Genomic DNA, 25,973 nt, shown 5'->3' with positions numbered 1-25,973 from the left:
TGTTCCGGATATTGGAATCAGGTTCCGGATACCCGCAGTTCGCCGCTCGCCCGGCCCAGGGCCGCCGCGCGGTAGTCGCGCGGAGCCATCCCGTACGCCGCCCGGAAGGCCCGGCTGAAGACGGTCGCGTCGGGGAAGCCCCACCGGGCGGCGACGACCCCGATGGGCTGCCGGCGCAGCTCCGGGCGGGCCAGGTCCGTGCGGCAGCCGTCGAGCCGGCGGCGGCGGATGGTCGCGGCGACGCTCTCCGGCTGGTCGCGGAAGAGCGCGTGCAGGCTCCGCAGCGACAGGTGGTGGCGGGCGGCGATGAGGCCCGGGGACAGTCCGGGGTCGCCGATGTGATGGTCGATGAAGGCGTTGACGCGTCGCAGCAGGACGTGCGTCCGTAGCTCGGCGGGCGCCCGCACCGGGGAGGCGCCGATCCGGTCGGCCAGGCAGGACGCGGCCATGTCCACGGCCATCTCGCCCAGCACGCCGAGCTGTTCGGGCGAGCAGTCGGCCCCCGTGGCGGCGAGGTTCGTCAGGAAACCGGCCAGGATCGCGCCCATCCCCGCGTCGCCCGGGACGCTCCGCGCGAGGACCCGGTTCATCCGCTGCGACGGCAACGGCATCCGGTCCTTCGGTATCTGGAGGACGATCACCTCGACGTCCCGCCCGTCCGTGCCCGAGCCGGACTCGTACGGACGCGAGGTGTCCCACAACGCCATGCCGCCGACGCCCAGTTCGGCCTCGCCGCCCTGCTGAGCGAACCACGCCGAGCCCCGCGTCACCAGCGCCAGCTGGTACTGCTCCGGATCCCCCCTCCGGATCAGCTCCGGGGTCCTGCGCGAGCGCAGCGGCCCGTAGCTGAAGCGGGCCAACTGCACGGTCCCGAGAGCGAGCATCCCGCCCTGCGCGTCGAAGGCGCCCGGGTCCGCGGCGCGGAACTCCGTGGGAAGCAGGACGTCGGACACCACCTGCTCGAACCACTCGAAGCGGTTGTCCGGCGCCATCTCGGCCGCCGCCATCTCCTGCCACACCGTCGGCACCCCCGTCACGCCCGCTCGGCCGCCGGAGGAAGTCGGTCTCCGGCCGTGTGCAGTCTGCTGGATCGGCCGAGATCGCGCCAAGCGGCGCCACGACCGGCCCCGCGGGTCAGGACGCGGCGGTGCCGGCCGCTCCGTCCGGTGCGCGCAGCACCAGGAGGGTGATCTCGCTGGGCGCGAAGACGCGGAACGGCGGGCCCCAGAACCCGGTGCCCCGGCTGGTGTACAGCTGCGTGCGGTCGCCGTGGCGGCTCAGCCCGGCGACGGCCGGCTGGTCGAGCCGGACCAGGTAGTGGAAGGGCCAGATCTGGCCGCCGTGGGTGTGGCCCGACAGCTGGAGGTCGACGCCGCCCTCGGCGGCCCGGTCGATGAACTTCGGCTGATGGGCGAGCAGCAGGACCGGCAGCTCCGGATCGGCGCCGTCCAGCGCCCCGGCGAGGTGCGCCCGGTGACCGGCCAGCCCGGAGGACTCGGCGGTGACGTCGTCCACACCGGCGACCACGAGGGTGTCGCCGCCGCGTTCGACCAGGACGTGCCGGTTGCGCAGCGGCTGCCAGCCCAGCTCGTCCATCAGGTCCACCCAGCCCTGCGCCTCGCTGTAGTACTCGTGGTTCCCGGTGACGTAGACGCGGGCGTGGGCCGCGCGCACCGTGCCGAGCGGGGCGGCCTGGGCGCGGCGGCGATCGGCGGTGCCGTCCGCGATGTCACCGGTGTGGCAGACCACGTCCGCCTCCAGCGCGTTGACCTCCGCGCACACCCGCTCCGACCAGCGGGCCCGGTCCAGCGGCCCGTAGTGCGTATCGGTGATGAGGACGACCCGCGTCCCGTCCAGGCCCCGCCCGAGGCGCGGCAGTCGTACGTCGACCCGGCGCACCCTCGGCACCCGGCGCGCCTCGGCGTAACCCCAGCCGAGCAGGGCGGCGGCGGCCCCGAGCACCGACCAGGTGACGATCCTCGCCCGGTCCTGCCCGTCACCGGCCCCGGCCAGGGCCAGGACGAGCCGCAGCACGGTGCCCAGCAGCACGGACCAGGTGAACAGCACCCAGATGGAGCCGAGCATGCTGTCCCCGACGATCGCCGCCCGGTCCTGCTGCCGCTTGCCGTGGCCCCGCATCATCGCGACCGGCATGGTGACGAGGCCGAGCGCGAAGAGACAGGTGCCGGCCACGGTGACGGGCAGCGGCCAGTGCTGTCCGGTGTACAGCAGCACCCAGCACGGCACGGCCCACAGCAGGACCGGGGCGACCAGGGGTATGTAACGCATCAGGCGCCGGACCGGGCTCGGCGGCGCCGCTGCCGCCCCGCCGTCCGCGGACCGGGCCTCGCTGGTGTCGGTCACGTCTTCCTCCTCGGGCGGCCGGAATGCCGCCGGGCACTGTACCCGGGTTGCTCCGGCCCCCTAGACCCGGGCGAGGGCCGGGCGGGAGGCCGGGGCGGTCAGGCGGAGGCCGACCTCGATCAGGGTCCACCCGAGGACGGTGCGCAGGGGGCGGGGGGCCCGGGCGGACCGGGCGAGGCGGTACTCCTCGGCTTCGGCGTGGAGTTCGGCGGCGCGGAGGTGGTGCAGGGCGAGGTGGGCCTGGGCATGCATCGGTGGTTCTCCTTTACTCGGTGGTGAGGGGGAACGCATGGGTGTGGACGCGTACGCGGGAGCTGTCGCCCTCGTCCTCGTCGGTGATCCGGTCGCGGTACTCGTCGATGAGCGCGTGCATCTTCTCGATGAGCTCCAGGGCGAGCCCGGGCGTCAGCCGCAGGGTCGCGCTGCTCATGTCCCAGGCGCGGCTCCACTCATCGGGCCAGGTGCTGCGGTCGCCGAGCCAGGTCGTCAGGTCCCGCGCCTGGGTGTGCGCGACCTCGTGCAGATACATCTCGGCGGCGCCGCGCACCTCCGGGCTGGAGTGGTTGAGCAGGGACTCGTCAAAGGTCAGCCCCTGGCTCGCCGCCTGCCACCAGCGCTCCCGCCCCTTGCCGTGCTCGGGCGCGTCCTTGATGAACCCGTGCGCCGCGAGCTGCCGCAGGTGGTAGCTGGTGGCCCCGCTCGACTCGCCCAGTTTCGCGGCGAGTTGGGATGCGGTGGCCGGCCCGTCGAAGCGGAGCGCGTCCAGCAGCCGCATGCGCAGCGGATGGGCGAGCCCGCGCAGCGAGCGGGCGTCGAGATTGCGGACCAGTCCGTCGGGCTGTTCTTCCATGGCCTCAACGATAGCCATGCAAAGACTCGGTTGCAAGGGTTCTTTTGCAACTGGTCCTTTGCATCAACTTCTTTGCGCTGCGCCGAGAACCCGCCCAAGGGCACGGTCCCGCTACGTGAGAGGGTCGAGGGCGTGAGTGAGACACCACCGAACACCCTGCAATACCGCTTTGACGGGCCGGAAGACGCCCCGGTCCTGGTCATCGGCCCCTCACTGGGTACCACATGGCACATGTGGGACCGTCAGATACCCGAGCTGACCCGGCTCTGGAGAGTCTTCCGGTACGACCTCCCCGGTCACGGCGGCGCCCCCGCCCGGCCCGCGACTGCCGTGGCCGAGCTGGGGGACCGGCTTCTCGCGACGCTCGACGGGGTCGGGGTCCAGCGGTTCGGGTACGTGGGGTGTTCCATCGGCGGGGCGATCGGCGCGGACCTGGCGCTGCGGCATCCGCACCGGGTGGCCGCGCTCGCACTGGTGGCGTCCTCGGCCCGGTTCGGCAGCGCCGACGAGTTCCGGCAGCGCGGCGTCATCGTCCGTACGAACGGCCTGGAGCCCATGGCGCGCACCGCGCCCGAGCGCTGGTTCACGCCCGCCTTCGCCGCCGCGCAGCCCGCCATCGTGGAGTGGGCCGTCCAGATGGTGCGGACCACCGACCCGGGGTGCTACATCGCCGCCTGCGAGGCCCTGGCAGCCTTCGACGTCCGTACGGAACTGAGCCGCATCCCCGTCCCCACCCTCGTCGTGGTCGGGGCGGAGGACCGGGTGACCGGGCCCGGCGACGCCCGCACCCTGGTCGCCGGGATACCCGACGCCCGGCTCGCCCTGGTCCCCGGGGCCTCGCACCTCGCGCCCGTCGAGCAGCCCGGGGCGGTCACCGATCTCCTGCTCACCCACTTCTCCACCGCCTGGCAGGACACCCAGGCGGCCATCCCGATGCCGGACTCCGTGCCCCGGCTCTCCGCCCCCGTCCAGCCCGTCGCGGAGATCGCCCCCGCCGGACCGGCCCCCGAGGCGGCGGCCGGTGGGCGCCCCGACCCGTACGCGCCGGGCATGCGGCTGCGGCGCGAGGTGCTGGGCGACGCCCAGGTCGACGGGGTCATGGCCGCCGCCGACGACTTCACCGAGGACTTCCAGGAGCTGGTCACCCGGTACGCCTGGGGCGAGGTGTGGAACCGGGAGGGCCTCGACCGGCGCACCCGCTCCACGGTCACCCTCACCGCCCTCGTCGCCTCCGGGCGGATGGAGAGCCTGGCCGCGCACACCCGGGCCGCCCTGCGCAACGGACTCACGCCCACCGAGATCCGCGAGGTGCTGATGCAGACGGCCGTGTACTGCGGGGTTCCGGCCGCGAGCGCCGCCTTCACGATCGCCCAGTCGGTGATTCGGGCGGAAACGACACCGCCCGCGTAGCAGGATGGATGTATGAACAGCCATGCCGGAAACACCGCGCCGACCCTGACCAAGCAGTCGCACTCCTGCATCCGCCTGGAGAAGGACGGGCGCACGCTCGTCATCGACCCGGGCGGCTTCTCGGAGGGCGACGCGGCGCTCGGCGCCGAGGCGATCCTCGTGACGCACGAGCACCCCGACCACTTCGACGAGGGGCGGATCCGGGCCGGTCTCGAAGCCGACCCGGAGGCCCGGGTCTGGACCCTGCGCAGCGTCGCGGAGCGGCTGAGCGCGGCCTTCCCGGGGCGCGTCCACACAGTCGGCCACGGCGACACCTTCTCGGCCGCCGGGTTCGACATCGAGGTGCACGGCGAGCTGCACGCGGTGATCCACCCGGACATCCCGCGCGTCACCAACATCGGCTTCCTCGTCGACGGCCAGGTCTTCCACCCCGGCGACGCCCTGACGGTGCCCGGCCGGGCCGTCGACACCCTCCTGCTCCCGGTGATGGCCCCGTGGAACAAGATCTCCGAGGTCATCGACTACGTGCGCGAGGTGAAGCCGCGCCGCGCGATCGACATCCACGACGCGCTCCTCACCGACCTGGCCCGGCCGATCTACGACCGGCAGATCGGTGAGCTGGGCGGCTCCGACCACGGCCGCATGGCACCGGGCGACTCGACGGCCCTGTGACGGCCGCCGCCCCGGCGGCTGTCAGTGGCAGGCGTTAGGTTTACGTACATGCGCATCGCCACCTGGAACGTCAACTCGATCACCGCCCGCCTGCCGAGGCTGCTGGCCTGGCTGGAGAGCAGCGGCACCGACGTGCTGTGCCTCCAGGAGACCAAGTGCACCGCCGAGCAGTTCCCCGCCGACGCGCTCCGCGAGGCGGGCTACGAGTCCGCGGTCAACGCCAACGGGCGGTGGAACGGGGTCGCGCTGATCTCCCGCGCCGGCCTCTCCGACGTCGTGCTCGGCCTGCCCGACGGGCCGGTCTACGAGACCGCGCAGGAGCCGCGCGCGATCAGCGCGACCTGCGGCCCGGTGCGCCTCTGGTCGGTGTACGTGCCCAACGGCCGCGAGGTCGCCCACGAGCACTACGCGTACAAGCTGCGCTGGCTGGAGGCGCTGCGCAAGGCCGTGGCCGCCGACGCCGCGGGTGCGGCCCCGTTCGCCGTGCTCGGCGACTTCAACGTGGCCCCGACCGACGAGGACGTCTGGGACCCGGCCCTCTTCGAGGGGCCACGCATGTCACCCCCGCCGAGCGCGAGGCCCTGGCCGCGCTGCGCGCCGAGGGCCTGTCCGACGTGATGCCCCGCCCCCTGAAGTACGACCGCCCCTACACCTTCTGGGACTACCGCGAGCTGCGCTTCCCCAAGAACAAGGGCATGCGCATCGACCTCGTCTACGGCAACGCCCCCTTCACCGAAGCGGTCAAGGACAGCTACGTGGACCGCGAGGAGCGCAAGGGCAAGGGTGCCTCCGACCACGCCCCGGTGGTCGTCGACCTCGACCTCTGAGCGCCCTCCCCGGCGCCCCGCGCTCCGTGAACACGCGGTGACCGTGTGGTGTTCGGCGCTCGAACGACAGGCCGCGCGCCCTGTGGTGCGCGGGCGCGCCGGGATGCGATTCTGGGCGATATGAACATCCCTTTCTTGGACAACTGGCGTAAGCGTCACGACGGGACGCGGAAGACGGGCCTCGCGGGTGCCGTCGACGCCGATCCGGAGGGCGTGGCCGAACTGCTCGGCGAATGCGAGCTGCTCCGGGTCCGGGTGGGGGAGCGCGGCATCGAACTGGACGACAGCCCGGCCTCGTTGTCGGCCCTCGACCAGCTGGTGCCGCGCTGGCGCGACGACCTGGAGGAGCTGCCCTGGCTGGGCAACGACGCCGGGCTCTACCTCGGCACGGTCCTGGTGCGCAATGTCGCCGGGGCGCACTGGCACATCTGGCCGAGCGGCCAGCCCGTCGTGCGGCTCGCCTCGGGCCGCGAGATCGACGTGGTCGAGGCGGGCCTCGACTGGGCGATGTCCGGCAGTCCCGAACTGTCCCAGGTGTACGCGGAGTCCGCCGAGGGCTGACCCGCCGCACGCGGCGGACCGCGCGAAGCGATAAGAATCCTTTTGCCCCATTGGTGCGTGTCGGTCGAGAAGTCCCTTGCCGGGCTGGTTAGTTTGCGCTGACCTCGACCGAGCGACAAGTGGGTAGGGCAGCGTATGGCCGTCGATCCGTTGATCGAGCTGCGAGACGTCAACAAGCACTACGGAAAGTTGCACGTACTGCAGGACATCAATCTCACCGTCGGCCGCGGGGAGGTGGTGGTGGTCATCGGCCCGTCCGGCTCCGGGAAGTCGACGCTCTGCCGGGCGGTCAACCGGCTGGAGACCATCGAGTCGGGCCACATCACCATCGACGGCAAACCCCTCCCCGAGGAGGGCCGGGGGCTGGCCCAGCTGAGGGCCGAAGTCGGCATGGTCTTCCAGTCGTTCAACCTCTTCGCGCACAAGACCGTCCTCGCCAACGTCTCCCTGGCCCAGGTCAAGGTGCGCAAGCGGAAGAAGGACGAGGCGGACCAGCGCTCCCGCGAACTCCTCGACCGGGTCGGGCTCGCCGCGCACGCCGACAAGTTCCCCGCCCAGCTCTCCGGCGGGCAGCAGCAGCGCGTCGCCATCGCCCGCGCCCTCGCCATGGACCCCAAGGCCCTCCTGTTCGACGAGCCGACATCGGCGCTCGACCCGGAGATGATCAACGAAGTCCTCGAAGTGATGCGGCAGCTCGCCCGCGAGGGCATGACCATGGTCGTCGTCACCCACGAGATGGGCTTCGCCCGCTCCGCCGCCAACCGGGTCGTCTTCATGGCCGACGGCTGCATCGTGGAGGACCGCACCCCGGAGGACTTCTTCACCGCCCCGGAGAGCGACCGGGCCAAGGACTTCCTGTCCAAGATCCTCAAGCACTGACGGGAGGCCCTGAGTTGCGTACGAGGAAACTGCTGGCCGCCTGTGCCGGCCTCCTGCTCGCCCTCTCCGCCGCCGCCTGCGGCAAGGAGGGCAGCCCGCCGGTCAAGGGGCCGAAGGCCGACCAACTGCCCGTCTACCAGGTCGACAAGGACTTCCGGCTGCCGGACTCCCGGACCTGGCGGAACGCGAAGAAGCGGGGCTACCTCCGGGTCGGCGCCAAGGAGGACCAGCCCTACCTGGGCGAGAAGGACCCGGCCACCGGCGTCTACTCCGGCTTCGACATCGAGATCGCCCGCATGATGTCCGCCTCGCTGGGCTTCGACCCGAAGACGATCCGCTTCAAGACGATCGCCTCCGCCAACCGCGAGACCGCCCTCCAGAACGGGCAGATCGACTACTACGTCGGCACCTACACCATCAACGACATGCGCAAGAAGCTCGTCGGCTTCGCCGGTCCCTACTACATGGCGGGCCAGGGGCTCCTGGTGCGCACCGACGAGGACGACATCCACGGCCCGCAGGACCTGGCCGGCAAGACGGTCTGCTCCGCCGCGGGCTCGACCCCGTACCAGCGGATCGCCGCCGACTATCCGAAGGCGAAGCTGGTCGCGTACGACACCTACTCGATCTGTGTCGACAACCTGCTGACGTTCCAGGTCGACGTCGTCACCACCGACGACGCGATCCTGCTGGGCTTCGCCGCCAAGGCGCCCGACGAGATGAAGGTCGTCGGCAAGCCCTTCTCCGAGGAGCCGTACGGCATCGGGGTCCCGCGCAGCGACAACGCGCTGCGCTTCGCGCTCGACGACGCGCTGGAGGCGAACGAGAAGAACGGCAACTGGAAGAAGGCGTTCGAGGCGACCCTCGGGCTGTCCGGCGCACCCGCGCCCAAGCCGCCGCCCATCGACCGCTACCCGGCGAACTGAGAGGACGGCCCACCCCCATGGACGTACTCACCGACAACTTCTCGCTCTACGGCAAGGGCTTCCTCGGCACCCTCGAACTCACCGTCTACGCCTCGATCCTGGCCCTGGTCCTCGGCTTCGTCATGGCCTCCTTCCGGGTGGCGCCCGTCGGCTCGCTCCGGGTGTTCGGCACCGTGTGGGTGACGGTCCTGCGCAACACCCCGCTCACCCTGCTCTTCTTCGCCGTGCTCCTCGGCCTGCCGCGCTTCGGGCTCGTCCTGCCGTTCAACGTGTTCGCGATCATCGCGCTCGGCTGCTACACCTCCGCGTTCATCTGCGAGGTGCTGCGCTCCGGCATCAACACCGTGCCCACCGGGCAGGGCGAGGCGGCCCGGAGCCTCGGGATGACCTTCGGGCAGAGCCTCGGCTCCATCGTGCTGCCGCAGGCGTTCCGCTCGGTGATCCCGCCGATCGGCTCGACGCTCATCGCGCTCGCCAAGAACTCGGCGATCGCCGGGGCGTTCAGCGTCACCGAACTCCTCGGCACCTACAAGACCCTCAACGAGCTGGGATACAGCATCATCTGGACCTTCGTGTGGATCGCCGTGGGATATCTGATCATCACCCTCGCCATCAGCGCGCTCTTCCACGTCATGGAAAAGCGCTGGGGAGTCGCCCGATGACCGCCCACTCCGCCCCCACCGCCAACGCCCTGTACGACATCCCGGGACCGCACACCCGTAAACGGCACCGCCTCTACGGAGTCCTGTCCACGGTCCTCATCCTCGCCCTGATCGGCTGGGTGATCTATCTCCTCTTCGACACCGACCAGTTCACCAGCGCCAAGTGGACGCCCTTCGAGTACAAGGGCATCCAGGAACTCCTGCTGCGCGGACTCGGCAACACCCTCAAGGCGTTCGCGTACGCCGCCGTCCTCTCGCTGGCGCTCGGGGCCGTCCTCGCGGTGGGGCGGCTGTCCGAACACCGCCCGGTGCGCTGGGTGGCGACGGTCCTCGTCGAGTTCTTCCGCGCCATGCCCGTGCTGGTGATGATCTTCTTCATCTTCGTGGCGCTGAAGGTGCAGCCGCTGCCCGCGCTGGTCGCCGGGCTGACGCTCTACAACGGCTCGGTGCTCGCCGAGGTGTTCCGTACCGGCATCAACTCCGTGGAGCGCGGCCAGCGCGAGGCGGCGTACGCGCTGGGCATGCGGAAGACGCAGGTCACCACCTTCGTCCTGGCGCCGCAGGCGATCCGCGCGATGCTGCCCACCATCATCAGCCAGCTGGTGGTGGCCCTGAAGGACACCTCGCTCGGCTACCTCATCACGTACGAGGAATTCCTCCACGCGGGCAAGCTCATCGCCTCCAATTTGGACTACGATCTGCCTTTCATCCCCGTGGTGATGGTGATCTCACCGATCTACATCGGGATGTGCATGCTGCTCTCCTGGTTCGCCACCTGGGTGGCGAGGCGGCAACGGCGCAATCCGAAGACGGAGGCGGTGGGCGTCGGACCGGCACAGCCCGGCACGCTGATGCCGGGAGGGCGGTAGACGGACGGGAGCGGGGTCCGCCCGGCAGCAGCCGGTGATCACTTCTCGCACGCGGGAAGAAGGTCAGCTGCGCGCCGGCGGACCGGTCAGCCGAGGGCGCTCCTCGTCTGCCACTCGTCCCACGAGACGTTCCACGCCCCGTAGCCGTTGCCCTCCGCGACCGTGCCCTTGGTCTCCGCACCCGTGATCTCGAACGGGTCGCCGACATGGGCTTGCCGGTAGAGGGCGGCGGCGTCCGCGTCGCTCATCCCGACACATCCCGAACTGTGGTTGGCCCGCCCGAAGTACGCCGCGTTCCACGGCGCCGCGTGCGCGTACATGCCCGACCAGGTCAGCCGCATCGAGTAGTCGACCATCTTGTCGTACGTGTGGCCCAGGCCCACCGTCTCGGAGCGCATGTTGATCGTGCCCTCCTTCGCCATCAGCACGGCCGTCCCCCGCCACGACCGCTTGTCGCCGCCCGGGGTACCGCCCGACACCGGCACGTCCATGACCGTGCGCCCGTCCCGCTGGAGCGCCAGCCGGTGCCGGTCCAGGTCCACCTTCACCACCTGGCTCGCGCCCACCGTGAAGGTCGTCGCGTAGTCCCGTACGAAGAAGCCGCCGCCCTGGCCCGAGTCGACGCCGTTCAGCTCGGCGTCGAGCGTGATGCGCGTCCCGGACTTCCAGTACTCCTTCGGGCGCCAGTCGACGCGGTCGCGGCCCGAGTAGTCGCGCAGCCAGCCCCAGGAGCCCTCGGTGTGGTTCGAGGTGGACACCTTGAGGGCCTTCTCGACGGCCGCCTTGTCCTTGACCGGGTTGTCGAACACGATCGACAGCGGCTGCGCGATGCCCACCGTCGTGTTCTTGCCCGGCGCCAGCGTCAGCTTGTTCACCTTGTCGGCCGCCTTCGTCGTGAACGAGGCCGTGTCGCTGCCGCCCGAGGAGTCGCGCGCCTCCACCCGGTACGCGGTGCCCGGCGCCGCCGCCCGGTCGGACGTCCAGGTCCGCCCGTCGGCGGATATCCGGCCGCTGAGCATGCCGTCCTTCCCGGCCGAGACGGTCACCTCACTCAGCTTCCCGGCCGCCAGGGTCACCGTGACCGGCTTCCCCGCGGCGGCCGATGTGCCGTGCAGGTTGACCGAGATGGAGGCCGCCGCCGCCTTCGAGGGAGCCGCGTCTCCGTTCTTGCCGGCATCGCGGTCCGAAGCGGAGGCCCCGCCGGAACAGGCCGTGAGGGTGACGCCGAGCACCGCGCAGCCGGCGATCAGCGCGAGCCGGGCGCGGCGCTGCGGGCGCGCCGGTATCAGGAATGCGGGAATCAACGGAAAGCCTCCAGAGCCGTGTTCGGTCATCGGTGAAGAGGAACGCACCGGAGCCTAAGTTCCGTGAATCCGCGGAAAAGCAGGAATTCTTTTGTGTGACGGGAAGCGCAGCGCAACGGTCATCGTCCGGTCACATTCGGCGCGCGGACCCGTCACGGACCGCTGTGAGCATCCTGTGCAGCCCCGCAGAGCAGACGGCGGGGCCCACGAGGGGGAGGGCCACCGACATGTCAGCGCTGCTCGCGACCGGAGAACGCAGCAGGGAACGGGACCTGCGCATACACGGCCTCACCGTGGACGAGCACCGCGCCCACCTGGCCACGCGGGCCGACGCCAGCTTCCTCCAGTACCCCTCCTGGGCCGGGGTGAAAGAGGGCTGGTCCTCGGAAGGGCTCGGCTGGCACGACGACGACGGCACCCTGAAGGGCAGCGCGCTCGTCCTCTACCGGCAATTCCCGGGCACCCGGAAATACTTCGCCTATCTCCCGGAGGGCCCGGCCGCCGACTGGGCCGACCCCGGAATGGACCGGTGGCTGCGCCCCCTTCTCGCGCACCTGCGCGCGGCCGGGGCCTTCGCCGTCCGCATCGGACCAAGCCCCGCCTACCGCCGCTGGACCGGCGCCCGCCTCAAGGCCGCCGCCGGCCCCGGGCGCTCCGTCGGCGACGTCCTGGCGAGCGAGGTCGACCCGCTCGGCGCCGCCGTGGCCGACCGGCTGCGGGCCCGCGGCTGGCGGCGCTGCGGCGGGGACGGCGACGACGCGGACGCCCAGCCCCGGTACGTGTTCCGGGTGCCGCTCGCCGGACGCACCACCGAGGACCTGTGGTCCGGGCTCAACCAGGAGTGGCGCCGCAACGTCCGCCGCGCGCAGAAGGCCGGGGTGCGGATCGTGACCGGGAGCGCTGCCGAACTGCCCGATTTCCACCGGCTGCTGAGGATCACCGAGGAGCGCGACGGCTTCCGGCTCGGCCGCTCCCTCGGCTACTACCAGCGCCAGTACGCCGCGCTCAACGCCGAGGAGCCCGGCCGGATGAAGCTCTGCCTCGCCGTGCACGACGGCGAGATCCTGGCCGCCCACACCATGATCAGCACCGGACGGCGGGTCTGGTACCAGACGGGCGCCTCCGCCGACCACCGCCGCGAGGTCCGCCCCAGCAACGCCCTCCAGTGGCAGATGATGTGCGACGCCCTCGCCGGCGGCGCGGAGGTCTACGACATGCGCGGGGTATCCTCCACCCTCGATCCCCACGACCGGCCCTTCGGGCTGCTGCGCTGGAAGCTGGGCACCGGCGGGGAGGTCGTGGAGACCCTCGGAGAGTGGGAGACATCGGTGGGCGGAGCCGCCAACAACACGTTGTACCGGGCGTTCCAGGCGTACCTGGCACGCCGGTGACGGCCGCCGGGACCGCCTCGGAGGCGGCGGCCGCCCCCGAGGAGAGCGGCGCGCGCGGCTCCGGCTCGGTGCTGCGCAGCGGCGCCGTGATGGCCGCCGGGTCGATCGTCTCGCGGGCCACGGGGTTCATACGCTCGGCGGTCGTCGTCGCCGCGCTCGGCACCGGACTGCGGGCCGACGGCTACTCGGTCGCCAACACCGTGCCCAACATCCTCTACATCCTGCTCATCGGCGGCGCCCTCAACGCGGTCTTCGTGCCCGAGCTGGTCCGCGCAGCCAGGGAACACGGCGACGGCGGGGCCGCGTACACCGACCGCCTGCTCACCCTGTGCACGGTGGGCCTCCTCGCCCTCACCGCGCTCGCCGTCCTCGGCGCACCGCTGATCATCCAGGTGTACGCCCCCACCTACGACGGCGAGCAGGCCGAACTCACCATCGCCCTGGCCCGCTACTGCCTGCCGCAGATCCTCTTCTACGGCCTCTTCACGCTCCTGGGCCAAGTCCTCAACGCCCGCGACCGGTTCGGCGCGATGATGTGGACGCCGGTCCTCAACAACCTCGTGATCATCGCCGTGTTCGGGCTCTACCTCTGGACGGCGGCGGACTCCGGCGGGACCCTCAGCTCCGCGCAGGCGCAGTGGCTGGGCTGGGGCACGACGGCGGGCATCGCCGTGCAGAGCCTCGCCCTGGTGCCCTCGCTGCGCGCCGCGAAGTTCCGCTGGCGGCCCCGGTTCGACTGGCGCGGCAGCGGACTGACCCGGCCGCTGCGGGCCGCCGGCTGGCTCGTCATGCTCGTCCTCACCAACCAGGTCGCCTACTGGGTGATCACCCGCCTCTCCACCGCGAGCGGCCAGCACGCCGTGGACCAGCACCTCGCGGGCGGCGCCGGCTACACCGCGTACAGCTACGCCTATCAGCTGTGGGTCGTCCCGCAGGGCATCGTGACCGTCAGCCTCGTCACCGCGCTGATGCCGCGCATGAGCCGGGCGGCGGCCGGCGGCGACCTCGCCGGGGTGCGGCGGGACCTCTCGTACGCGCTGCGCACCTCCGCGGCCGTGGTGGTCCCGGCCGCCGCCCTGCTGCTGGCGCTCGCGCCCTGGGTGATGGGCTCGGTCTTCGGCTACGGGCGCACCGGCCCGGCGGACATCACGGTGATGGCGGGCATGATGGCCGCGTTCGCCCCCGGGCTCATCGCCTTCTCCGGGCAGTACGTGCTCTCGCGCGGGTTCTACGCGATGAGCGACACCCGCACCCCGTTCCTGCTGAACCTGGTCATCGCCGCCCTCAACGCCGGGCTCTCGGTCGTCGCCTATCTGACGCTGCCCGCGCGCTGGGCGGTGACCGGCATGGCGGGCGCGTACTCCGTGGCCCTGCTCACCGGCTTCGCCGTCACCGCGTACGTGCTGCACCGCAGGCTCTCCCCGCGCGGCACGCCGCGCCCCTCGCTCGGCCGCTCGCCCGGGGTATGGGCGCATGTGCGGCTGGTCGTCGCGTGTGTGCCGGCCGGGGCGCTGGCGTACGGGGCGGCCCGCGCCGTCGACACGGAGGGCTCGGGCCTCGGGGACTTCGCCGCGCTGGGCGCCGGGACGGCCGTCCTCGCGCTGGTCGTGGCGGGGCTGGCCCGACCGCTGCGGCTGACCGAGGTGAGCGCTGCGCTGAACGCCTTCCGGGGCCGGCTGCGGCGCGGCTGAACCGGCCCGTACCCGCCCGCCCGTTCGAATCCATTCCTTGATCGCTGGGATACTGACGCCATGCCTCGCGTGCTCCTGATAGAAGACGACCCCTCGGTACGCGAAGGGGTCGAGCTGGGCCTGCGCAGGCGCGGCCACGAGATACGGGCCGTCGCCACCGGCGAGGCCGGGCTCGCCGCACTCGGCGACTTCCGGCCGGACCTGGTCCTCCTCGACCTGATGCTGCCCGGAATGAACGGCGTCCAGGTCTGCCGCCGCATCCGCGAGACCAGCCAGCTCCCGGTGATCATGCTGACCGCGCGCGGCGACGACTTCGACGTCGTCGTGGGCCTGGAGGCCGGGGCCGACGACTACATCGTCAAGCCCGCCCGTACCGAGGTCATCGAGGCCCGCATCCGGGCCGTGCTGCGCCGCCTCGCCGTTCCCGCCGGGCGCGGCGGCATCGAGTCGCACGGCGCACTGGCCGTCGACCGCGCGGGCCTCGCCGTCGCCAAGGCCGGTGAACGGCTGCTCCTCGCCCCCTCCGAACTGAAGCTGCTGCTCCACCTCTCGGCCTCGCCCGAACAGGTCTTCAGCCGCCAGCAGCTCCTGGAACACGTATGGGAGCACAGCTACCACGGCGACGCCCGCCTGGTCGACGCCTGCGTCCGCCGCCTCCGCCAGAAGATCGAGGACGTCCCGGGCAGCCCCCGCTACATCCAGACCGTCCGAGGCTTCGGCTACCGCTTCGGGCCCCTTACGTGAAACCGCTCGCCGCCCGCCTCGGCCTCCGCACCCGGCTGATCGCGGCGTTCCTGTTCGTCGCGGCCGTGAGTGCGGGCACCACCGCCGCCCTCACCTATCGCGAGGCCCGCTCCGCGATCCTCCAGCAGGCTCAGGACTCCGCCGTCGCCCAGTTCCGGGACCGGATCAACGCCCAGTCCGTCAGCCTCCCCGTCGACGGCGAGCAGCTGCGCCACATCTGCCTGGAGCTCGCCCGGGCGGGCGGCGGGCGCGGCTGGACCGTGTTCGCCGAGTACGGGAAGCTGCGGGCCTCCTCGTCGGACCGGTCCTCGTCCGGGGTGATCACCGCCGGGCTGCGCGCGGCCACCCGCGACGACACCCACGGCTCGTTCCAGCGCGTCGTCAAGGACGGCAAGCCCTGGCTGACCGTCGGCATGCCCGCCCTCTTCAACCGGGGCGACGGCAGACAGCCCACCGGCCTCGTCCTCTACGCCGTGATGCCGCTGTCCAACGAGGAAGCCAACGTGGCCGCCATGGTCACCGCCGCCCGCGACGGCGCCCTGCCCGCCCTGCTCGTCGCCCTGGTGCCCGCGCTGCTCGCCGCCCGCAGCGTGCTGCGCCCGGTCCGCGATCTGCGCCGGGCGGCGGCGGGCATCGGCCGGGGCGAACTCGACACCCGGATCACGGTGCGCGGCTCCGACGAACTCGCCGAACTCGCCTGGACGTTCAACGAGTCGTCCACGAAACTCCAGGAGTCCGTCGAGGAGCTGCGCCGGGCCGAGGAGCGGGCCCGGCGCTTCGCCTCCGACGTCTCCCACGAACTGCGCACCCCGCTCGCCGGTATGCTCGCCGTCACCGAGGTCCTGGACGAGGACGCCGGTGAACTGCGCCCCGACACCGCCGCCGCCGTCCGCCTGATCAGCACGGAGACCGGCAAACTGGCCACCCTGGTCGAGGACCTGATGGAGATATCCCGCTTCGACGCCCGCGCCGCCGAGCTGCATCTGGACGAGGTGGACGTCGCCGAGACCGTACGCAAGACGCTCCAGGCCCGCCGCTGGGAGGACCGGGTCACCACCGAACTGCCCGACGACGTGCGGGCGGTGCTCGATCCGCGCCGCTTCGACGTGGTCGTCGCCAACCTGGTCGGCAACGCCCTGCGGCACGGCGCCGAGCCCGTCACCGTACGCGTACGCGGGGGCGACCGGCTCGTCGTGGAGGTGGAGGACAGCGGGCCGGGCATCGACGCGGCGGTGCTCCCGCACATCTTCGACCGGTTCTACAAGGCCGACGCGGCCCGGACCCGGTCCGCGGGGAGCGGCCTCGGTCTCGCGATCGCCCAGGAGAACGTACGGCTGCACGGGGGCACGGTGGGTGCGGCGAACCGTCCCGGGGGCGGCGCGGTGTTCACCGTGGAGCTGCCGATGGGGGAGCGGTGAGGGGCGGGCGTCTGCTCGGCGCGCTGCTGCCCGTGCTGCTGCTCGCCACCGGGTGCGGGATCCGCGCGACGGACGTCGTGGAAGCGGGTGAACCGGCGACCGTGGAGGTGGCCTCGGGGGGCCGGCGCAGCGCCCTGGTGTACTTCGTGTCCTCGTCATCGGCCTCCCGGTTGATGCCGGTCGTCCGGACCATGAGCCCTCCGGAGAGCGTCGACGGCGGGGCCTGGACGGACAACGGGCTCAGCGGGGCGTCCGCCGCGCTGTATCTGCTCTTCCAGGGGCCCACCCGGGCGGAGCGCGACTCCGGACTGCGCTCCGAGCTGCCCACCGGCGGCGGGTTGAGCGCGGCCATCGAGCTGAGCTCGGTGGGGGTGAAGGTCACCATCGGCATGCCGGTCACCGGCCTTTCCGAAGCCGCCCGCCAGCAGCTCGTCTGCACCGCGGCAGCCGCCAGTACCGCCGACCGTACGGAGGTGGTCACGGTGATCGGCACCGAGGGAGTCATCGGCCCGACGCACTGCGCGGTCTGACCGCGCGCCGGCCGCTCAGCCGGCCTTGCGGGCGACCGCTCCGTAGATGCCGATCGTGGCCGGTCGCGCCGCGACGGGTGCGTCCGGCCGCCAGGACGGGACGGGCACGAGGCCCGGCGTCAGCAGCTCGAAGCCGTCGAAGAACTTCTCGATCTCCGTGTGGGAGCGCGGGGTGAGGGGCGTGGTCGCGTGGGCGTAGACGGCTTGTGCCGCGCGGCAGTCGGCGAAGTCGTCGGTGGCGTGCGAGAGCACCAGGCAGCTGCCGGCCGGGAGTGCGTCGCGGAGGACGGCGACGGCCTGCTCGGGTTCCTGCGCGTCGGTGAGGAAGTGCAGTACCGAGGTGAGGACCAGGGCGACGGGCCGGTCGAAGTCGATGACCTCACGGACCTGGGGGTGCTCCACGACGCCCCGCGGGTCGCGGAGGTCGGCGAGCGCGACGCCGACCAGGTCGGAGCTGCGCAGCAGGGCGTCCGCGTGCGCGGTGACGATCGGGTCGTTGTCGACGTAGGCGACGCGCACATCGGGCGCCGCTTGGAGGGCGACCTCGTGCACGTTGGGGGAGTGGGGCAGCCCGGTGCCGATGTCGAGGATCTGCCGCAGGCCCGCGCCGACGACGTGGCGGACGGCGCGTTCCAGGAAGGCACGGTTGGCCCGGGCGCCGGCTCGCTCCTGGGCCGCGGTGGCGACGAGCTCGTCACCGGCCTGCTGGTCCACGCGGTAGTAGTCCTTGCCGCCGAGCAGGTAGTCGTAGATCCTTGCGGAGTGCGGCCGACCGGTGTCGATCACCGGGACGGGTAAGCCGTGCTGCCTCAACTGGCGCTCCTCTCGGCGGCCGCCGCGGCCGGATTCCAGAGTCTGCCGATGCTGCGATCCTGCCCTTGCGTCCGATGGCGTGTCAACTAAAGTACACAAGAGCAAGATCGATGATGGCGAGAGAGATCACCAGGTGAGTGCGAGCCGTGACGAGGCGGAGCCCGGCAGGGGCACTGCCGCCGAGGGGCCGCAGCCACCATCGCACTCCCTCGCGCACAAGCTGAAGTCGCTCATGGCCCAGCGCAAGGACGCGCGCGGCAGGGCATACGTCTCCCGCACCCTGTCGCAGGCCGTCGAGGACCTGCCCGACCCGCCCGCGACGACGTCGTTCGCGCTCATCGCCAAACTCGCCGGCGGCCAGCAGGACAACCCGACGATCAAGACCGTCATGGCTCTGTGCCAGGCGCTCGGCGACGTGCCGCCGGCACACCTGCTGCCGCACCCCGGCTACGACGACCTCGCGGCACTCGAAGCCTTCGAGGACCCGCTGGCCCGTCGCCTGCTCGTCCTGCTGGGCGGTCTGCCGGAGAGCGAAGTCCGCGCGGTGATCGCGCATCTGGAGGACCGGCGCAGGACTCTCGGCCTCCCCGCCGTGCCCGACGACGGTTCCGTGAAGCCGAAGAGGCCCCGACGGCGACGGACCGAAACCGAAGCCGCCCAGTACGCGGCCGACGCATTGGAAGGTCTCTGATGGACGGCATGATATTCGGCGCCTGCACGGTCGCCGGAGTGATCGTCACTGTGCTCTGCGCCCGGAGAGCCCTTCATCACCCGCGCGTGTTCACCTGGTTGATCGCCGTGGCGTTCGGCGTGTGCACCGTGGGCGTCTTCTTCGCGGTCCCCGCGGTGGCCGGGGCGGCCGAGGAGGCCAGCGGCCTGGACAACGCGGGGAAGCTGGTGGCGCACATCTGCGCGATCCTCTGGTGCGCGGCGCTGCAGATGACCATGGTGGACCTGGCCTACCGACCGGAGTACCTGCGAGCCGCCCTGTACCAGCGCATCTGCCTGGCAGTCGTCGTCCTGGCCGTCATGGTCCCGCTCTTCCTCGCCACGAACGGCGAGGACGTCGAGTTCACCACGGCGTACGCGGACCACTCCTCGGTGACCGCCTACCTGCTGGTCTACCTCTTCTACGTCCTCGTCACCTGCGCCGAACTCGCCTTCATGTGCGGCCGCACCGCCCGCCGCTCCCGGACCACCCGCCCCTGGACCGGCGCCGGCTTCACCCTGTGCGCCCTCGCGGCCGTCCTGGGCGTCGGCTACACCATGTCCAAGGGGTCGTACCTCGTCTGCCACGCACTCGGCAGCCCCTGGTCCCTCGATGTCGAGGAGGCGGTGAGCCCGGCACTGAGCGGGCTCGCCGTCCTCTTCCTCTTCGCCGGCCTGACCATGCCGATGCTCGGCGGAGTGCGCCGGCGGCTGCGCGGAGGCGAGCGGACCGCCCCGGGCCCCGGTCAGTAGCCGGGTACCGGCCCGCGCCGCGCGGCTCAGGCCCCCGCGCGGTGCGAGGTCCGCGGGGCGGGGACGGGGGCCTGGGCCGCACGGGTGACGTCGGCGACGAGCTCGACCACGTCGGGGCCGTATGCCTGGGAGTTGACCACCTTCAGGAGCAGGCAGAAGGTGTTGTTGCCGTGCTTGCGGGCCAGGCGTTCGTGGTTGCGGGCCAGGTAGCGGGTGGCGGCCTGGTTGGTGATGGCCTGCTGGCCGCAGAAGAGGAAGACCGGTCTGGCGTCCTGACTCGTCGTCAGCCGGGCCAGCAGGACGTATTCGCTGACGCCCTTCTCGACCCGGTAGCGCTCCGAGCCGATCTGGAAGGCGCCCCGGTCGGGTCCGGGCTCCGGTTCGGTGTTGATCCGCACCCCGGGGAGCAGGGAATGGAGGTGCGCGGCCATCCGGCGGTTCGACACCGGGCCGCCCACGCAGAACTCCGTGCGCTCCCCGATGCCCTGCTGCGCGATGTCGTGGGACAGGATCTGGGCGTGTGCCTCGCAGTCCTTGATCAGCGCGGAGAGTTCCAGCAGGGCGAAGACGTCGTGGCGGTGCACCGAACCGTCGCCGCCCGCGTCGCGGTTGACGACGAGCAGGCACTCGGAGTTCCCCGGCAGCCCGAAGAACGCCTGCTTGCGGCGGAGCTTGCGGCGCCACAGGTAGGTGCGCGTGAGCCAGCCGAGGGCGGCGCTGATACCGGCGGCTATCACGCCCAGCACGATGTTGCGTACGTCGTCAGTCATGGGCGGGCATGTTAGCGGGCATTCGGTCTCACGTCCGAGGCGGTCCTGACGGGGTGGCCGGAGCGGCGTTACCCTGCGCGGACGATCCTTCACCGGAGGTTGCGCATGCGACGTTCCAGCAGGCGAAATGTGTCGTTGGCGGCGGTCCTGGCCGCCGTCGTGTCGGTCGGGGCCGCCGCCCCGGCCTCGTCGGCCCACCCCGCACACTCCCCGGCGCCACCGCCCAAGTCGCCCGTCGCGGTGGGATACGGCGGAGCGGTCTCCAGCGTCGACGCGGACGCCACGGCCGCCGGTATCGAGGTGCTGCGCGAGGGCGGCAACGCGGTCGACGCCGCCGTGGCCACGGCCGCCGCGCTCGGCGTCACCGAGCCGTACTCGGCAGGGCTCGGCGGCGGTGGCTACTTCGTCTACTACGACGCCCGCAGCCACACCGTCCGCACCATCGACGGCCGTGAGACCGCACCCCGCAGCGCCGACTCCTCCCTCTTCCTGGAGAACGGCAAGCCGCTCGACTTCGCCGACGCCGTGACCAGCGGGCTGAGCGTCGGCACTCCCGGCACCCCCGCCACCTGGGACACCGCCCTGCACACCTGGGGCCGCAAGTCGCTCCGTCAGGTCCTGAAGCCCGCCGAGCGGATCGCCCGGGACGGCTTCGTCGTGGACGAAACGTTCCGCTCGCAGACGGCCGGCAACGAGGAGCGGTTCCGGGACTTCCCGGCCACCCGCAAGCTGTTCCTGCCCGGCGGGAAGCTCCCCGAGGTCGGCTCGGTCCTCAGGAACCCGGATCTGGCGCGCACCTACGAGGAGGTCGGCCGCAAGGGCGTGGACGAGCTCTACCGGGGCGAACTCGCCGAGGACGTCGTACGGACCGTACGCAACCCGCCCGTCGACCCGGCGTCCGACCGGGTCGTCCGCCCCGGCGACCTGACCGCGAAGGACCTCCGCTCCTACCGCGCGCTGCGGCGCGAGCCCACCAAGGTGGACTACCGGGGGCTCGACGTGTACGGCATGGCGCCGTCCTCCTCCGGCGGTACGACGGTGGGCGAGGCCCTCAACATCCTGGAGTCCACGGACCTCTCGCGGGCGAGCGAGGCCCAGTACCTGCACCGCTACATCGAGGCCAGCCGCATCGCGTTCGCCGACCGGGGGCGCTGGGTCGGTGATCCCGCGTTCGAGGACGTGCCGACGAAGCAGCTGCTCGGCCAGCGGTTCGCGGACGCGCGGGAGTGCCTGATCAGGGACGACGCGGTACTGACCAGCCCGCTCGCCCCGGGCGACCCGCGCCACCCGGGGGCCTGCCGGTCCACGGGGAAGGCCGCGCCGACCACGTACGAGGGTGAGAACACCACGCACCTGACGACCGCCGACAGGTGGGGCAACGTCGTCGCGTACACGCTGACCATCGAGCAGACCGGCGGCAGCGGGATCACCGTGCCGGGGCGCGGCTTCCTGCTCAACAACGAGCTGACCGACTTCTCCTTCGCACCGGCCGACCCGGCCGTCCACGACCCGAACCTGCCCGGCCCCGGCAAGCGCCCGCGCTCCTCGATCTCGCCGACCATCGTGCTCCGGCACGGCGAGCCGGTCCTCGCCCTCGGCTCGCCCGGCGGCGCGACCATCATCACCACCGTGCTCCAGACGCTGACCGGCAAGCTGGACCGGGGGCTCCCGCTGGTCGACGCCATCGCCGCGCCCCGCGCCAGCCAGCGCAACGCCGCGGCCACCGAGCTGGAACCGGCGCTCTGGAACAGCCCGTTGCGGGCGAAGCTGGAATCACTCGGCCACGTCTTCAAGCTCAACCCGGAGATCGGCGCGGCGACCGGCGTACAGCGGCTGCCCGACGGGCGGTGGCTCGCCGCGGCCGAGAAGGAGCGGCGCGGCGGCGGCTCGGCGATGGTGGTGAGGCCGAGCGGGCGGCCCTGACCCGCACACCGGACAAGTACCGGACACGGACCGGACCAGGGGGTACGGCACGACCATCTCCTCGCCGGAAGGGCGGCCCCCCCAGTGCGTATGCGAACGTTTGCCCTCGTCACGGCCTCCGGGGCCGCGCTGCTCACCGCCGGTACCCCGGCCCCCGTCACCCTCGCGGTGGCGGGGGACCCGGACCCGGTCGTCGCCGCGCCCGCGCCCCGGCCCGTACTGCCCGCCGTACCGCTCGCCCTGGTGGCGCGGGTCCACCAGGCGCCCGCCCGGGCCCACCGGTCCGGACCCCCGCCCGCCCGGGCCCGGGACGGGAAGGGCACGGAGGTCGGGGCGGCCGACCTGCTGGCCAAGGTGTCGGCCTGCGAGCAGGTGTCGAAGGGCAGGTACCGGACGGACGAGGCGGCTCCGCCGACCGTTCCGGTGTGCGGCGCGGGCGGTGCGGTGTTCTGGAAGGCCGACCTGGACATCGACTGCGACGGCCGGGCGACCGCAGCCTGCAACGCCGCCACCGACCCCTCCTTCCACGGCGACACCGCCTTCCACGCCTCGGACGGCCGGCCGCTGAACGCGGCGGAGCTGCCGTACGTGGTCGTGCCGGCGCCCTCCGGCACCTGGGACTACGCCAAGTCCGGCATCCGGGGCGGCGGGGTCGTCGCCGTCGTCCACGGCGGGAAGGTGGAGTACGCCGTCGTCGGCGACGTGGGCCCGGAGCGCATCATCGGCGAAGCCTCGTACGCCACGGCGAAGTCGCTCGGCATCGATCCGGACCCGAGCAGCGGCGGCGCGCCCTCCGGGGTCACGTACATCCTGTTCAAGGACTCCCGGGTCTCACCGATCGAGGACCACGAGGCCGCCGTGCGCACGGGGCGGGCCCTCGCGGGGGAGTTCGTACGGGACTCTCGAAGCACGTCCTAGAGCGCGGTCAGGATGCGCGGGCCCTCGTCCGTGATCGCCACGGTGTGCTCGGCGTGTGCGGCCCGGCTGCCGTCCGTCGTACGCAGGGTCCAGCCGTCGCGGTCCGCGCGGTACGTGTCCACGCCGCCCCCGATGAGCATCGGCTCGATGGCCAGCACCATGCCGTGGCGCAGCGGCATCCCGCGCCCCGGACGGCCCTCGTTGGGCACGCCCGGGTCCTCGTGCATCTCGCGGCCCACGCCGTGCCCGCCGAACCCCTCGGGGATGCCGTAGCCGGCGGTGCGGCAGACCGTGCCGATGGCGTGCGCGATGTCACCGATCCGGTTGCCCACGGTGGCCGCCGCGATGCCCGCTTCCAGGGCCTTGTACGCGGTGTCGACGAGCCGGGTGTCGGCGGGGCGGGCGCGGCCCACGGTGAAGCTGATCGCGGAGTCGCCGGCCCAGCCGTCCAGCTTCGCGCCCGCGTCGATGCTGACCAGGTCGCCGTCGCGCAGCCGGTAGTCCGTCGGGATGCCGTGCACGATCGCGTCGTTGACCGACGCGCAGATGACCGCGGGGAAGGGGACCGGGGCGAAGTGCGGCCGGTAGCCCAGGAACGGCGAGCCGGCGCCCGCCTCGCGCAGCACCCCGCGCGCCACCTCGTCCAGTTCGCGCAGCGAGACGCCGACCTCGGCGGCCTCCCGGGCGGCGGTCAGCATGCGGGCGACGACGCGGCCGGTCGCACGCATGGCTTCGATGGATGTGTCCGTCTTGAGTTGCACCATGCCAATTACAATACCGCAATTACTATACCGGTCCGAACGGGCCGGGGGGTCGGGCGGTATTAGAATGACGGCATGGTCCGTACCCCCTGACCCCCGAAGAGCGCCTGCGCGGCGAACGGCTCGGCCTGCTGCTGCGCGAGGCGCGCGGCGCCCGCTCCATGACCGAGATCGCCGCCCGGGCCGGTATCTCCGCCGAGACCCTGCGGAAGATCGAGACCGGCCGCGCCCCCACCCCCGCCTTCTTCACCGTCGCCGCCCTGGCCGGCGCGCTCGGCCTCTCCATGGACGAACTCCTGCTGCGCTGCGCCCCGGAGCCGGCGCCGGTACCGCTCGCCGGATAGCGCCGGAGACGCCTGGCCCTCGCGCCCCGCTTGCGCCCGCGCGCATAGTCTGGGGCCATGAGCCTCCAGGACTTCGCGCGCAGCGAGTACGTCAGCCTGACCACGTACCGCAAGGACGGCACGCCCGTCGCCACCCCCGTCTGGGCGGTGGCCGAGGGCGGGGAACTGCTCGTCTGGACCAAGACCGACTCCTGGAAGGTCAAGCGGCTGCGCAACGACAGCCGGGTCCGGGTCACCGTCTGCGATGTGCGCGGCCGGACCACGGAGGGCGCACCGACCGCCGAGGGCACCGCCAGGCTGCTCGACGAGCGGGAGACGGCCGCCGTGCGCCGCGCCATAGGGCGCAAGTACACCTGGAAGTACTGGCTGCTCGACTACCCGGCGATGATCGTCCGCCTCGGCAAGCGCCCGCACACCGGGATCGCCATCACTCTCTGAGCCCCCCGAGCCCCCCGAGCCCCCCGAGCCCCGCCCCGCCCGCCTCGCACCCGCAAAGCGCGCGTAGCCGTCCCGTAACACGCCTGCGGTCGAATGCCCCGGACCGGAGGGTTCCGGACGACGGCGGCCGAAGGCGACGGTGACGGTGCATCAAGAGGCGGTATCTGTAGAGGACTTCGCGCACCACCTGCGGGAGCTGGTGGCGCTGCTCGATCGCGGACGCGGCTGGTACGCGGTCTTCCGCCGACGCGACCCGGCGGGCATGGACGCCTGCCTGGACGGGTCGGAGCTGCCGCCCTGGGACGTGATGGAAGCGCTCTTCTCGGACCTGGCAGAGGTGCGGGGGACCGCGTACGCGGAAGAGGCGGCGGCGCGTGCCGCCCGGCTGCACGCGGACTGCGCCCTCAGCCTCGACCGCCGTCCCGGCGGCCGCGCCCGGCTGGTGGAACGCCTCGGCCTGATGCTCCGCGAGCAGGCGTACGCCGCCGAGCGGCTGCGGGCGGCCCGGGAGAGCGGCGCCGGGGACGAGGCCGCCGGGACGCTCGCCTGGGCCCGCGACGACCACGCCCGCGCCACGGCCCGCTGCGCCGAACTCCGCCGCCGCCTCTCGGCCCTCTCCCGCACCCCGGACCGGCCCGGAACGCGCGCGGCGGCCCCCGCGAGGCCCGCCGCCCCGGAACCGGCACCGGAGCCCGCGCCCCGCGCATCCCCGCCCGCCCGGAAGCGGAAGCCGACCGGGGCCCGGTTCGCCGGGCTCGACGCGGAGGACGGCGGCGCGGACAAGGTGCCCGTGCCGCCCGCCGCACCGGCCGCCTCGCCACGCGGCGCCCGCTTCGGCGGGGCGCCCGCCGCACCGGGCACCGAGCGGCCCGCGCCCTCGCCGGACCCGGCCGCCCTCCGGTCCGCGCAGGCAGTGGTGGGCGCGCTGCTCCGGTTGCGGGCCGAGGGCCGCAGCGGCGAGGCGCACGCGGTGCTCTGCGAGGCGGCGGCCCTCCCCGCGCACCGGCTGCCGCTCCTCGCCGTCGAGCTGCACCGGGCCGGGCTCGACGCGGACTGGGCGACCCTGCTCTGGGAGGTCGCCTCGCTGCCCCCGGACGGGCTCGCGGCCGCCGTGGACGCGCTGGCGGCGGCGGGGCGCGCCGAGGACTGCGGGCGGCTGCTGCGGCAGGGCGTCGCGCGTCCGGCTGCCGAGGTGGCCGAGGCCGCGACCGCCCTCGACCGGGCGGGCCGGGGGCCGCTGGCCCAGACGCTGCTCGGCGCCTTCGTCCGGACGCGGTCGCCGCAGGAGGCGGCCGGGATCGCTTCGATCGACCCGCCCCGGCTCGTACCGCAACTGCTGGCCGCCGCGCGGGCGGTGTCCGAGGCGCGCGAGCGCGGCGTCGAGCACGCCCTGCGCGCGGCGGGACTGGGCTGACGCCCGCGGGGCACTGGCCCGCACGGGTGTGAA

The 25,973-nt window shown here is 72.6% G+C and carries 27 protein-coding genes and 1 pseudogene; 20 read left to right on the top strand and 8 right to left on the bottom strand.

All coding sequences use genetic code 11. The features are described from left to right. Positions 1 to 17: 17 nt before the first annotated feature. The 4 genes from NEH16_RS04680 to NEH16_RS04665 form a co-directional block, all read right to left on the bottom strand. A complete protein-coding gene (locus NEH16_RS04680; protein WP_265539459.1) occupies positions 18 to 1,037 on the bottom strand; it encodes a helix-turn-helix domain-containing protein in 1,020 nt (339 codons plus the stop codon). A gap of 97 nt (positions 1,038 to 1,134) precedes the next feature. Further along, positions 1,135 to 2,364: a metallophosphoesterase gene (locus tag NEH16_RS04675; RefSeq protein ID WP_265539456.1), complete on the bottom strand. Its 1,230-nt coding sequence runs from the start codon at positions 2,362 to 2,364 to the stop codon at positions 1,135 to 1,137. Between the two features lie 60 nt (positions 2,365 to 2,424). Continuing rightward, the gene (locus NEH16_RS04670) at positions 2,425 to 2,616 is read right to left on the bottom strand and encodes a hypothetical protein (RefSeq protein ID WP_265539454.1); all 192 of its coding nucleotides are present in this window, start codon (positions 2,614 to 2,616) and stop codon (positions 2,425 to 2,427) included. 13 nt (positions 2,617 to 2,629) lie between these two features. Further along, the gene (locus NEH16_RS04665; protein ID WP_265539452.1) at positions 2,630 to 3,214 is read right to left on the bottom strand and encodes an ArsR/SmtB family transcription factor; all 585 of its coding nucleotides are present in this window, start codon (positions 3,212 to 3,214) and stop codon (positions 2,630 to 2,632) included. A gap of 132 nt (positions 3,215 to 3,346) precedes the next feature. Between NEH16_RS04665 and NEH16_RS04660 the strand changes: the two genes are divergently transcribed. The 8 genes and pseudogenes from NEH16_RS04660 (at position 3,347) to NEH16_RS04625 (ending at position 10,020) form a co-directional block, all read left to right on the top strand. Next, positions 3,347 to 4,624, top strand: a complete 1,278-nt coding sequence (locus NEH16_RS04660) for an alpha/beta fold hydrolase (RefSeq protein ID WP_265539450.1) — start codon at positions 3,347 to 3,349, stop codon at positions 4,622 to 4,624. A 12-nt stretch (positions 4,625 to 4,636) separates the two neighbouring features. Next, positions 4,637 to 5,296 (top strand): MBL fold metallo-hydrolase, encoded by a 660-nt coding sequence (locus tag NEH16_RS04655; protein ID WP_265539448.1) that lies wholly within the window; start codon positions 4,637 to 4,639, stop codon positions 5,294 to 5,296. A 48-nt stretch (positions 5,297 to 5,344) separates the two neighbouring features. Beyond that, positions 5,345 to 6,123, top strand: a pseudogene (locus NEH16_RS04650) (exodeoxyribonuclease III). A gap of 120 nt (positions 6,124 to 6,243) precedes the next feature. Next, a complete protein-coding gene (locus NEH16_RS04645; protein ID WP_265539447.1) occupies positions 6,244 to 6,684 on the top strand; it encodes a DUF6278 family protein in 441 nt (146 codons plus the stop codon). Positions 6,685 to 6,819: 135 nt separating this feature from the next. Then, a complete protein-coding gene (locus tag NEH16_RS04640; RefSeq protein ID WP_265539445.1) occupies positions 6,820 to 7,563 on the top strand; it encodes an amino acid ABC transporter ATP-binding protein in 744 nt (247 codons plus the stop codon). A gap of 14 nt (positions 7,564 to 7,577) precedes the next feature. Beyond that, positions 7,578 to 8,489: a glutamate ABC transporter substrate-binding protein gene (locus NEH16_RS04635; protein ID WP_265539443.1), complete on the top strand. Its 912-nt coding sequence runs from the start codon at positions 7,578 to 7,580 to the stop codon at positions 8,487 to 8,489. A 17-nt stretch (positions 8,490 to 8,506) separates the two neighbouring features. Beyond that, positions 8,507 to 9,151 (top strand): amino acid ABC transporter permease, encoded by a 645-nt coding sequence (locus NEH16_RS04630; RefSeq protein ID WP_073965914.1) that lies wholly within the window; start codon positions 8,507 to 8,509, stop codon positions 9,149 to 9,151. Beyond that, positions 9,148 to 10,020 (top strand): amino acid ABC transporter permease, encoded by an 873-nt coding sequence (locus NEH16_RS04625; protein WP_073965913.1) that lies wholly within the window; start codon positions 9,148 to 9,150, stop codon positions 10,018 to 10,020. Before NEH16_RS04630 ends, NEH16_RS04625 begins: the two co-directional genes overlap by 4 nt. Positions 10,021 to 10,106: 86 nt before the next feature. Here NEH16_RS04625 and NEH16_RS04620 read toward each other — a convergent pair whose 3' ends face one another. Continuing rightward, entirely contained in the window at positions 10,107 to 11,324 is a 1,218-nt protein-coding gene (locus NEH16_RS04620; RefSeq protein ID WP_265539441.1) for a L,D-transpeptidase, read from the bottom strand. Between the two features lie 227 nt (positions 11,325 to 11,551). Here NEH16_RS04620 and NEH16_RS04615 point away from each other — a divergent pair, with 227 nt between their 5' ends. From NEH16_RS04615 to NEH16_RS04595, 5 genes are read left to right on the top strand one after another with little or no spacing between them, the layout of a single operon-like run. Beyond that, complete coding sequence (locus NEH16_RS04615; RefSeq protein ID WP_265539438.1) at positions 11,552 to 12,715, top strand: lipid II:glycine glycyltransferase FemX; 1,164 nt, start codon at positions 11,552 to 11,554, stop codon at positions 12,713 to 12,715. Next, positions 12,712 to 14,406 (top strand): murein biosynthesis integral membrane protein MurJ, encoded by a 1,695-nt coding sequence (gene murJ / locus NEH16_RS04610; protein WP_265539436.1) that lies wholly within the window; start codon positions 12,712 to 12,714, stop codon positions 14,404 to 14,406. Before NEH16_RS04615 ends, murJ begins: the two co-directional genes overlap by 4 nt. A 60-nt stretch (positions 14,407 to 14,466) precedes the next feature. Next, complete coding sequence (locus tag NEH16_RS04605; protein WP_265539434.1) at positions 14,467 to 15,150, top strand: response regulator transcription factor; 684 nt, start codon at positions 14,467 to 14,469, stop codon at positions 15,148 to 15,150. Further along, positions 15,147 to 16,568, top strand: a complete 1,422-nt coding sequence (locus NEH16_RS04600) for a sensor histidine kinase (RefSeq protein WP_265539432.1) — start codon at positions 15,147 to 15,149, stop codon at positions 16,566 to 16,568. Before NEH16_RS04605 ends, NEH16_RS04600 begins: the two co-directional genes overlap by 4 nt. Then, positions 16,565 to 17,098, top strand: coding sequence for a hypothetical protein (locus tag NEH16_RS04595; protein ID WP_265539430.1), 534 nt, complete (start codon positions 16,565 to 16,567; stop codon positions 17,096 to 17,098). The genes NEH16_RS04600 and NEH16_RS04595 overlap by 4 nt, the downstream gene beginning before the upstream one ends. 15 nt (positions 17,099 to 17,113) lie before the next feature. On the opposite strand, the gene NEH16_RS04590 is transcribed toward NEH16_RS04595, so the two are convergent. After that, a complete protein-coding gene (locus tag NEH16_RS04590) occupies positions 17,114 to 17,911 on the bottom strand; it encodes an SAM-dependent methyltransferase (RefSeq protein WP_276104743.1) in 798 nt (265 codons plus the stop codon). A gap of 133 nt (positions 17,912 to 18,044) precedes the next feature. On the opposite strand from NEH16_RS04590, the gene NEH16_RS04585 reads away from it, so the two are divergent. Next, the gene (locus tag NEH16_RS04585) at positions 18,045 to 18,602 is read left to right on the top strand and encodes a hypothetical protein (protein ID WP_265539428.1); all 558 of its coding nucleotides are present in this window, start codon (positions 18,045 to 18,047) and stop codon (positions 18,600 to 18,602) included. Between the two features lie 86 nt (positions 18,603 to 18,688). Next, positions 18,689 to 19,372, top strand: a complete 684-nt coding sequence (locus NEH16_RS04580; protein ID WP_265539426.1) for a hypothetical protein — start codon at positions 18,689 to 18,691, stop codon at positions 19,370 to 19,372. A gap of 26 nt (positions 19,373 to 19,398) precedes the next feature. On the opposite strand, the gene NEH16_RS04575 is transcribed toward NEH16_RS04580, so the two are convergent. Next, positions 19,399 to 20,142 carry a hypothetical protein gene (locus NEH16_RS04575; protein WP_073965904.1) on the bottom strand — a complete coding sequence of 248 codons (744 nt, stop codon included), beginning with the start codon at positions 20,140 to 20,142 and terminating at the stop codon, positions 19,399 to 19,401. 105 nt (positions 20,143 to 20,247) lie between these two features. On the opposite strand from NEH16_RS04575, the gene ggt reads away from it, so the two are divergent. Beyond that, positions 20,248 to 22,065, top strand: coding sequence for a gamma-glutamyltransferase (gene ggt, locus NEH16_RS04570; RefSeq protein ID WP_265539424.1), 1,818 nt, complete (start codon positions 20,248 to 20,250; stop codon positions 22,063 to 22,065). Positions 22,066 to 22,155: 90 nt separating this feature from the next. Then, positions 22,156 to 22,983 carry a glycoside hydrolase family 75 protein gene (locus tag NEH16_RS04565; protein ID WP_265539422.1) on the top strand — a complete coding sequence of 276 codons (828 nt, stop codon included), beginning with the start codon at positions 22,156 to 22,158 and terminating at the stop codon, positions 22,981 to 22,983. Here NEH16_RS04565 and map read toward each other — a convergent pair. After that, positions 22,980 to 23,747 (bottom strand): type I methionyl aminopeptidase, encoded by a 768-nt coding sequence (map, locus tag NEH16_RS04560; RefSeq protein WP_073965902.1) that lies wholly within the window; start codon positions 23,745 to 23,747, stop codon positions 22,980 to 22,982. The genes NEH16_RS04565 and map overlap by 4 nt on opposite strands. 86 nt (positions 23,748 to 23,833) lie before the next feature. Here map and NEH16_RS04555 point away from each other — a divergent pair, with 86 nt between their 5' ends. The 3 genes from NEH16_RS04555 (at position 23,834) to NEH16_RS04545 (ending at position 25,940) form a co-directional block, all read left to right on the top strand. Then, positions 23,834 to 24,088, top strand: a complete 255-nt coding sequence (locus tag NEH16_RS04555) for a helix-turn-helix domain-containing protein (RefSeq protein ID WP_265547066.1) — start codon at positions 23,834 to 23,836, stop codon at positions 24,086 to 24,088. A gap of 57 nt (positions 24,089 to 24,145) precedes the next feature. Beyond that, complete coding sequence (locus tag NEH16_RS04550; protein ID WP_073965900.1) at positions 24,146 to 24,526, top strand: PPOX class F420-dependent oxidoreductase; 381 nt, start codon at positions 24,146 to 24,148, stop codon at positions 24,524 to 24,526. 139 nt (positions 24,527 to 24,665) lie between these two features. Beyond that, positions 24,666 to 25,940, top strand: coding sequence for a hypothetical protein (locus NEH16_RS04545; protein ID WP_265539418.1), 1,275 nt, complete (start codon positions 24,666 to 24,668; stop codon positions 25,938 to 25,940). The last annotated feature ends 33 nt before the right edge of the window (positions 25,941 to 25,973 follow it).

This window comes from Streptomyces drozdowiczii (assembly GCF_026167665.1).
Classification (GTDB): domain Bacteria; phylum Actinomycetota; class Actinomycetes; order Streptomycetales; family Streptomycetaceae; genus Streptomyces; species Streptomyces drozdowiczii_A.
This window is presented reverse-complemented; position numbering and strand designations above follow the sequence as displayed.

Bases quoted from the DNA above. Each gene is read 5' to 3' on its own strand.
- map (WP_073965902.1), bottom strand. From the start codon at position 23,747: ATGGTGCAACTCAAGACGGACACATCCATCGAAGCCATGCGTGCGACC.
- NEH16_RS04645 (WP_265539447.1), top strand. From the start codon at position 6,244: ATGAACATCCCTTTCTTGGACAACTGGCGTAAGCGTCACGACGGGACG.
- NEH16_RS04655 (WP_265539448.1), top strand. From the start codon at position 4,637: ATGAACAGCCATGCCGGAAACACCGCGCCGACCCTGACCAAGCAGTCG.
- NEH16_RS04630 (WP_073965914.1), top strand. From the start codon at position 8,507: ATGGACGTACTCACCGACAACTTCTCGCTCTACGGCAAGGGCTTCCTC.
- NEH16_RS04625 (WP_073965913.1), top strand. From the start codon at position 9,148: ATGACCGCCCACTCCGCCCCCACCGCCAACGCCCTGTACGACATCCCG.
- ggt (WP_265539424.1), top strand. From the start codon at position 20,248: ATGCGACGTTCCAGCAGGCGAAATGTGTCGTTGGCGGCGGTCCTGGCC.
- NEH16_RS04605 (WP_265539434.1), top strand. From the start codon at position 14,467: ATGCCTCGCGTGCTCCTGATAGAAGACGACCCCTCGGTACGCGAAGGG.
- NEH16_RS04575 (WP_073965904.1), bottom strand. From the start codon at position 20,142: ATGACTGACGACGTACGCAACATCGTGCTGGGCGTGATAGCCGCCGGT.
- NEH16_RS04615 (WP_265539438.1), top strand. From the start codon at position 11,552: ATGTCAGCGCTGCTCGCGACCGGAGAACGCAGCAGGGAACGGGACCTG.
- NEH16_RS04665 (WP_265539452.1), bottom strand. From the start codon at position 3,214: ATGGAAGAACAGCCCGACGGACTGGTCCGCAATCTCGACGCCCGCTCG.
- NEH16_RS04670 (WP_265539454.1), bottom strand. From the start codon at position 2,616: ATGCATGCCCAGGCCCACCTCGCCCTGCACCACCTCCGCGCCGCCGAA.
- NEH16_RS04550 (WP_073965900.1), top strand. From the start codon at position 24,146: ATGAGCCTCCAGGACTTCGCGCGCAGCGAGTACGTCAGCCTGACCACG.
- NEH16_RS04565 (WP_265539422.1), top strand. From the start codon at position 22,156: ATGCGAACGTTTGCCCTCGTCACGGCCTCCGGGGCCGCGCTGCTCACC.
- NEH16_RS04640 (WP_265539445.1), top strand. From the start codon at position 6,820: ATGGCCGTCGATCCGTTGATCGAGCTGCGAGACGTCAACAAGCACTAC.